8 protein-coding genes are annotated in these 6,387 nt (G+C 63.3%); 6 read left to right on the plus strand and 2 right to left on the minus strand.

Translation table 11 applies throughout. The annotated features are described in order from the left end of the window. Positions 1-303 precede the first annotated feature (303 nt). Both EOA75_RS26685 and EOA75_RS26690 read right to left on the minus strand, forming a co-directional pair. Positions 304-513, minus strand: coding sequence for a hypothetical protein (locus tag EOA75_RS26685; protein WP_127325560.1), 210 nt, complete (start codon positions 511-513; stop codon positions 304-306). A gap of 17 nt (positions 514-530) precedes the next feature. Continuing rightward, on the minus strand, positions 531-1,031 hold the full coding sequence (locus EOA75_RS26690) for a molybdopterin-dependent oxidoreductase (RefSeq protein ID WP_164747576.1): 501 nt from the start codon (positions 1,029-1,031) through the stop codon (positions 531-533). Positions 1,032-1,262: 231 nt separating this feature from the next. On the opposite strand from EOA75_RS26690, the gene EOA75_RS26695 reads away from it, so the two are divergent. The 6 genes from EOA75_RS26695 to EOA75_RS26720 form a co-directional block, all read left to right on the plus strand. Beyond that, entirely contained in the window at positions 1,263-1,928 is a 666-nt protein-coding gene (locus EOA75_RS26695; protein ID WP_095781141.1) for an XRE family transcriptional regulator, read from the plus strand. Between the two features lie 37 nt (positions 1,929-1,965). Continuing rightward, the gene (locus EOA75_RS26700; protein ID WP_127325562.1) at positions 1,966-3,042 is read left to right on the plus strand and encodes an extracellular solute-binding protein; all 1,077 of its coding nucleotides are present in this window, start codon (positions 1,966-1,968) and stop codon (positions 3,040-3,042) included. 19 nt (positions 3,043-3,061) lie between these two features. Continuing rightward, entirely contained in the window at positions 3,062-3,931 is an 870-nt protein-coding gene (locus EOA75_RS26705) for an ABC transporter permease (RefSeq protein ID WP_127325563.1), read from the plus strand. Then, the gene (locus EOA75_RS26710) at positions 3,931-4,728 is read left to right on the plus strand and encodes an ABC transporter permease (protein ID WP_095826696.1); all 798 of its coding nucleotides are present in this window, start codon (positions 3,931-3,933) and stop codon (positions 4,726-4,728) included. The genes EOA75_RS26705 and EOA75_RS26710 overlap by 1 nt, the downstream gene beginning before the upstream one ends. Continuing rightward, a complete protein-coding gene (locus EOA75_RS26715) occupies positions 4,725-5,834 on the plus strand; it encodes an ABC transporter ATP-binding protein (RefSeq protein ID WP_127325564.1) in 1,110 nt (369 codons plus the stop codon). Before EOA75_RS26710 ends, EOA75_RS26715 begins: the two co-directional genes overlap by 4 nt. Before the next feature lie 31 nt (positions 5,835-5,865). Next, positions 5,866-6,387, plus strand: a 522-nt coding sequence (locus tag EOA75_RS26720; protein WP_127325565.1) for an FAD-dependent oxidoreductase, incomplete at its 3' end; no start/stop codon positions are given.

Raw genomic sequence — 6,387 nt, forward strand, 5'->3', positions numbered from 1 at the left:
CGCATAGAGATCGGCGTTAACGCCCTCGCCGTATTTGTAGTACTCGTCGTTCATCCGGCCGACGATCTGCTCCAGTTCCAGACCCAGTTCCTTCAAGCGCTGCTGATCGAACGGGAGCCCCGCCGCGATCACGGCGTCGAGCCGCGTTACCGCGTCGTTCACGCGCGGCACGATGCCTGCATATGCGGGAATTGCGCTGATCGTTTCGCCGCCGTCGACCCGCTTGAAGCGGATGTAAACCAGGTCGTTTGCAGCGGCCAGATGATCTAGGCTCGCCTGAGAGTTGGGCGCGACCTCAGCAAGCTAGATCATATCCCTCAGGTGGGTCACGTCGCGTATGGCAATATGGAATTCGCGGATGGCGAAGAACCCGAACCGGGGCAGCGAAGACTCGATCTTGCTGATACTGACAAACAGCATGACGATGAGGATCGCGGAACCGACCGCCGCCAGCCCTATGGCACTGCCATAGGTAAGCGGAATGCGCCAGCCTCTCAGTCGAGATCCCACCATGGAGGCCTACCAGCCGGTCAGTTGTCGGACTCGATCGTCTTGATCAGCCAAATCCATCGCGGTTTGCGGATCGGCGTGTCGAAGGCGGGGAAATCCTTGAGAGGATAGACCAAGCGGGTCGGACCTTGTGTTCGTCGGGTGAGCAACTCCCCGTCCTGGCGCGTCGCAAGAAGCAGAGGACCTTCCGTCCAATCCTCGTGCGGAATCACCTGCACGTAATCGTCCGCGGCCCTTAGAGTGACGGAATCCCTATCTGCCAATCCCAGGGACTTAAGCACGTCTCGGAACAGGACGCCTTCAAACGTCAATTGCCCTTGCTCGAAAGGACTTGTGGTGATGACTTTGTAGAGGCCGAGCTTTTCCAACTGCCTCAGTGTGACCGGGATCTGCTTGCCGTCCTTCTGAACGGTGAAAGCTACGGAGTCCGGCGGCTCCGGATAGCTGGCCGGTTCCAACGCCGGTGCAGTCAGAGTGCCGATCGCCAAGACAGCCAGCATCAGCAGGCTGCGCACGAGCATCAACGGTCCTTTTCTTAGCCAGGATGACATATCGCAATCCCTTCCCGCTCAGCAGATCGACAATGGTCCTTGCTGTACGACATCTTGCCGGCCGACATTCGATACTGCCGTTGAATGCTTAATTTTTTGATCGGCTTCCGTTCCCCGCCATGGGACCGTGGAAATGGCATCCGCCCCCTATTGCCAGCTGTACAGTGGTACTGTACAAGGTGTTAAGTGGAGGAAAACGGGATGCGCGAGGCTTCGGAGGACGGCCAGGCTCCGGCGGCGATCGGTGCCGGCACGGCTGCAGCTCATGCGCAGCAGGTGCTGGGCGTGCGGCTCAAGGCCCTGCGCCTCGCTCGCCGTCTATCATTGCGTGACCTCGCGGAAGCGACCGGAACGAGCGCCAGCTTCATCAGCCAGCTTGAACGCGGGCTGACCGGCGCCAGTACTGCCTCGCTCAACCAGATGGCTTCGGCGTTGGGCGTGAGCGTCGCGATGCTGTTCGAGGAAAGCGCGACACAGAACCATGGCGTGCTCCGGCGCAGCGAGCGGCCAAGCCTTCCGCCCAGCAACGGCTGCCGTAAGATGCTGCTTTCCCGCCCGCCGCTGAGCGACATGGAGGTCTATGTCGGCGAGTTCGATATCGGCGGCTCGACCGGCTCCGCGCTTTACACGCATGGCGACGCGCAGGAGATGCTGATCGTCCTTCGCGGTGTCGTCGAGGTCTCTCTTGGCGACGCCCGCCACGTCCTCGAAGAAGGCGACAGCATCGAATACGCGACATCGACACCACATCGCAGCGAGAACATCGGCAGTGGTCGGGCCGAGGTGATGTGGATCATCGCACCGCCGACCTCGGCACGCGCCGAGCTCGATCAATACAAGCCCTGGAAACCGCTCGCGGCCAGGTAGTCCGATTAAACGCGGGCATAATGGGAGAGTCAGAGTTATGTTGAAGTCGAAACTTGCAGGTCTTGGCGCCGTGCTGGCGCTCGGAATGCTGACAACCACCGCCTTCGCACAGGAAAAGCCTGTCGCGGGCGAGGTGAAGGAAGGCTCGCTCAAGGGCAAGACCCTGACCTTCGTCTCCTATGGCGGCATCTATCAGGACGGCCAGGTGGCGGCGCTTAAGGAGTTCGTCGCCAAATCCGGCGTCAAGCTGCTCAATGACGGGCCGACCGAGATCGCCAAGCTGCAGGCCCAGGTCGAATCCGGCAACGTCACCTGGGACGTGGTCGATACCGGCGATCTGCCGCCATACGTCCATTGCGGAAAGCTGTTCCAGAAGCTCGATCTCTCGAAGCTCGACGTCTCGAAGATACCCGAAGGACAGGTCGGCGAGTGCTCGGTTCCGGCGATGAACTACGGCGTCGTGCTGATGTACAACAAGGAGAAGTACAAGGATAACCCGCCCAAGAACTGGGCCGATTTCTTCGACACCGAAAAGTTCCCCGGCGTGCGCGCCCTGGACGGATCCGGCGATCCGACCGGTGGCCTGCTCGAACAGGCCTTCAAGGTGGCGGGCGGCGATCCGAAGGCGATGACCGCTGCCGATATCGACAAGGCCCTCGACGTGATTCGCAAGCTCGGCCCGGACACGATCTACTGGAAGACGGGCGCTGAATCGCAGCAGCTCGCGGAGTCCGGTGAAGCCGACATGCTGATGATGTGGACCGGCCGCGCCATGACGGCGGTCAAGAATGGTGCCAAATACGCGCCCGCCTGGCAGGACTGGCTGGTGGTGATGGACCAGATGACGATCCCCGTCGGTGTCAAGGATACGGATGCCGCCTATGCGCTGCTGAATGCCTATCTCGGCAAGCAGGCGCAGGAGATTCTCACGCAGCAGACCTCCTACACGCCGATCAACAACGATGCGAAGCCGAAGGTTGACGAGTCGGTCGCAGCTTTCCTGACCAACACGCCCGAGCGCCAGAAGCAAGGCTACAAGCAGAACATCAAGTTCTGGGTCGAGAACTTCCCGGTCGCGCAGGAGAAGTGGTCCGCGCTGATGGCCGGCAACTGAGCTGACGGAGGCAAGAACCGTGAGCGCGCTCGAACCGACGATCCAGACTGCCGAAAAGCGGGCAGGATGGGCCTGGCGACCGTTCGCGCTCACGCTGCCGGCCATGATCCTGCTCGCCGCGGTGATCGGCTATCCGCTGCTCACCATCGTGCTGCGCAGCCTCTCGGAGCCGGAATGGGGCGTGCAGAACTATGCCTGGTTCTTCGGCGCGCCCGTCAATCTCGCGGTGCTCCAGCGCACCTTCACCATCTCGGCATGGGTCACTCTGGTCTGCGTGGTTTGCGCTTATCCTTATGCTTACCTCATGACCGCGGTCGGTTCGCGCGTGCGGCTCGTCCTGGTGCTTTGCGTACTCATCCCCTTCTGGGTGAGCGGCGTGGTGCGCACACTCTCCTGGGTGATCCTGCTGCAGGATTCCGGCGTCATCAATTCGCTGCTCAGATCAGCCGGCTTCGCGGGCATCCGGCTGATCCGCACCCAGACGGGCGTGGTGATCGGCATGGCGCAGGTGCTTTTGCCCTTCATGATCCTGCCGCTTTATTCGGTGATGAGAGGCATCGACCTCAGGCTGGTGCAGGCGGCGCGCAGCCTTGGCGCCCGGCCGTCCCGCGCCTTCTTGACAGTCTACCTGCCGCTGTCGCTGCCGGGCGTCTATGCCGGCGCAATCATCGTCTTCATCCTGGCGCTGGGCTTCTACATCACGCCGGCACTGCTCGGCGGGCCGCGCTCGACGATGCTGTCGACACTGGTGCAGACCCAGGTGCTCAGCCTGTTGCAATGGGGACGCGGCGGCGCGATGGGCGTGGTGCTCCTGGTCGCGACCTTCCTGTTGCTGGCGCTTGCAGCGCCGGTGATGCGGTCGCGGCACCGGGAAGCGGGGCGGCGCTGATGGAAATGAAGCCGCTCACCCGTGTCGTTCTCGGCCTTGTCTGCCTGTTGGTGGCGATCTGGCTGGTGGCACCGACGCTGGTCGTCGTGCCGATGTCGTTCAACGGCAACAAGTCGCTCTCCTTCCCACCGCAAGGCTTCTCCTGGCAGTGGTACGAGAATTTCGTCACGAATCCAGAATGGTCGACCAGCTTCCTCAATTCCCTGAAGGTCGCCTCGATCGTGGCGGTGCTGGCAACGGTGCTCGGCACGCTGGCCGCCTTCGGCCTCGACCGTATGAAGGCGCGGCCTGCCAATTTGCTGCGGATGCTGATGCTGACGCCGATGGTTGTGCCGGGCGTGGTTCTGGCCATCGGCATCTATGCCGTCTATCTCGATGCGCAACTCGTTGGCACGCTGCCCGGCTTCGTGCTCGCCCACACCATCCTGGCGCTGCCCTTCGTGCTGATCGCCGTGTCGGCCAATCTGGAAGTGTTCGACAGGCGGCTGGAGACGGCTGCGGCGAGCCTCGGCGCCGGCGCGCTCACCACGTTCCGGACGGTGACGCTGCCGCTGATCCTGCCCGGCATCCTCTCCGGCCTGCTGTTCGCCTTCGCGACGTCCTTCGACGAGATCATCGTCTCGCTGTTCATCACCAACCCCTATCTCAAGACCCTGCCGGTGCAGATCTTCTCCTCGATCACGCGCGACGCCGACCCGACCGTCGCTGCCGTCGGTACGATCCTTTTGTGCGCCACGACGATCCTGATCGGCGGCGGCATGCTTCTTCTTGGCCGCGAGCGGAAGGGACGCCTATGAACCCAAGACCGGACAATCGCGGCGCGGCGATCGACCTCGAATTCGTCACCAAGGCCTATGGCGCGTTCAAGGCGCTGGACGGCGTGTCGCTCAGGATCGAGCCCGGCGAGTTCATGACGCTGCTTGGGCCGAGCGGCTCCGGCAAGACGACGACGCTCAATGTGATCGCCGGTTTCACGGATGTGTCGAGCGGCAAGCTGCTGGTCGGAGGACAAAGCGTCGTCGGCGTGCCGGCGCACAAGCGCAACATCGGCGTCGTCTTTCAGCACTACGCATTGTTCCCGCATATGACGGTCGGCCGCAACGTCGCCTATCCGCTGACGCTGCGCGGCGTTGGGCAGGACGATCGGAAGCGGCGCGTGGCCAAGGCGCTCGACATGGTCAAGATGGGCGACTTCGCGCATCGCTATCCGAGCGAATTGTCGGGCGGCCAGCAGCAGCGCGTGGCGCTGGCGCGGGCCATCGTCTTCGACCCGCCGCTGCTCCTCATGGACGAGCCGCTCGGCGCGCTCGACAAGAAGCTGCGCGAATGGCTGCAGCTCGAGATCAAGCGCATCCATCGCGAGCTCGGCACCACCTTCGTCTATGTCACGCACGACCAGGAGGAGGCGCTGGTGCTGTCGGATCGCATCGCCGTATTCAACCGTGGCCGGATCGAGCAGGTGGGCACCGGACGGCAGCTCTATGACGAGCCGGCAACGCTGTTCGTCGGCCGGTTCATCGGCGACTCCACGGTGCTGCGCGGCGAAGCCAGAAGTGACGGCACCGGCACTGCGCTGACCATTGCCGGCGAGACGGTCGCCGCGCCGCGACGGCTTGCCGGAGAAGTCAGCCCGGTGATGCTGCTGCGGCCCGAGAAACTTGCCATTCGCCGGCCGGGGCAAGCCGACGGCAAGAACCGCCTGGCGGGAACGATCGCCGAGGCGATCTATCTTGGCTCGGGATCGAAATACGAAGTGAAGCTCGGCGACGGCTCGACCGCGATCGTGCGGTCGCCGCTCACCGGCGAGAATTTCGCCCTCGGCGAGAAGGTCGAGCTTTGCTTCGACGGCGCTGACGCCAAGCTTCTGCCCGACGACAGCACGGCAGACACGACGCTCACCTGATCCCTCTCTCCGGTCTCCTGGAAGCCATCCCATGCAAGTCAAGCGCAACGGCGACATCTCGTTCTGGTATGCGGATCTGGGCGCGGTCCCAAGCCCGCGTCCGCCCTTGCCCGGCGACATCGACGCCGATGTTGCGATCGTCGGCGCCGGCTACACCGGGCTCTGGACCGCCTATTATCTCAAGAAGGCGAAACCCTCGCTTCGCATAGTCTTGCTCGAACGCGAATTCGCCGGCTTCGGCGCCTCGGGGCGCAATGGCGGCTGGCTTTCGGGCGGCTTCGGCTGGTCGCGCGAAAAATATCTGAAGACCTCGACCCGGCAAGCTGTCAGCGCCATGCAGGCAGCGATGGCGGGCTGCGTCGACGAGGTGATCCGGGTGGCGACGGCCGAAGACATCGACGCCGACATCCGCCGTGCCGACAATCTGACGGTCGCCACCAATGCCGCACAGCTCGAACGTGTGCGCGAGGCGTGCGAGACGATCCGCTCCTGGGACGCCGACCCCGAGCGCATCGAATTGCTCGACGCTGCAGCGACACGCGCGCGCATCAAT

Source organism: Mesorhizobium sp. M1A.F.Ca.IN.022.07.1.1, assembly GCF_003997575.1.
Lineage (GTDB): Bacteria > Pseudomonadota > Alphaproteobacteria > Rhizobiales > Rhizobiaceae > Mesorhizobium.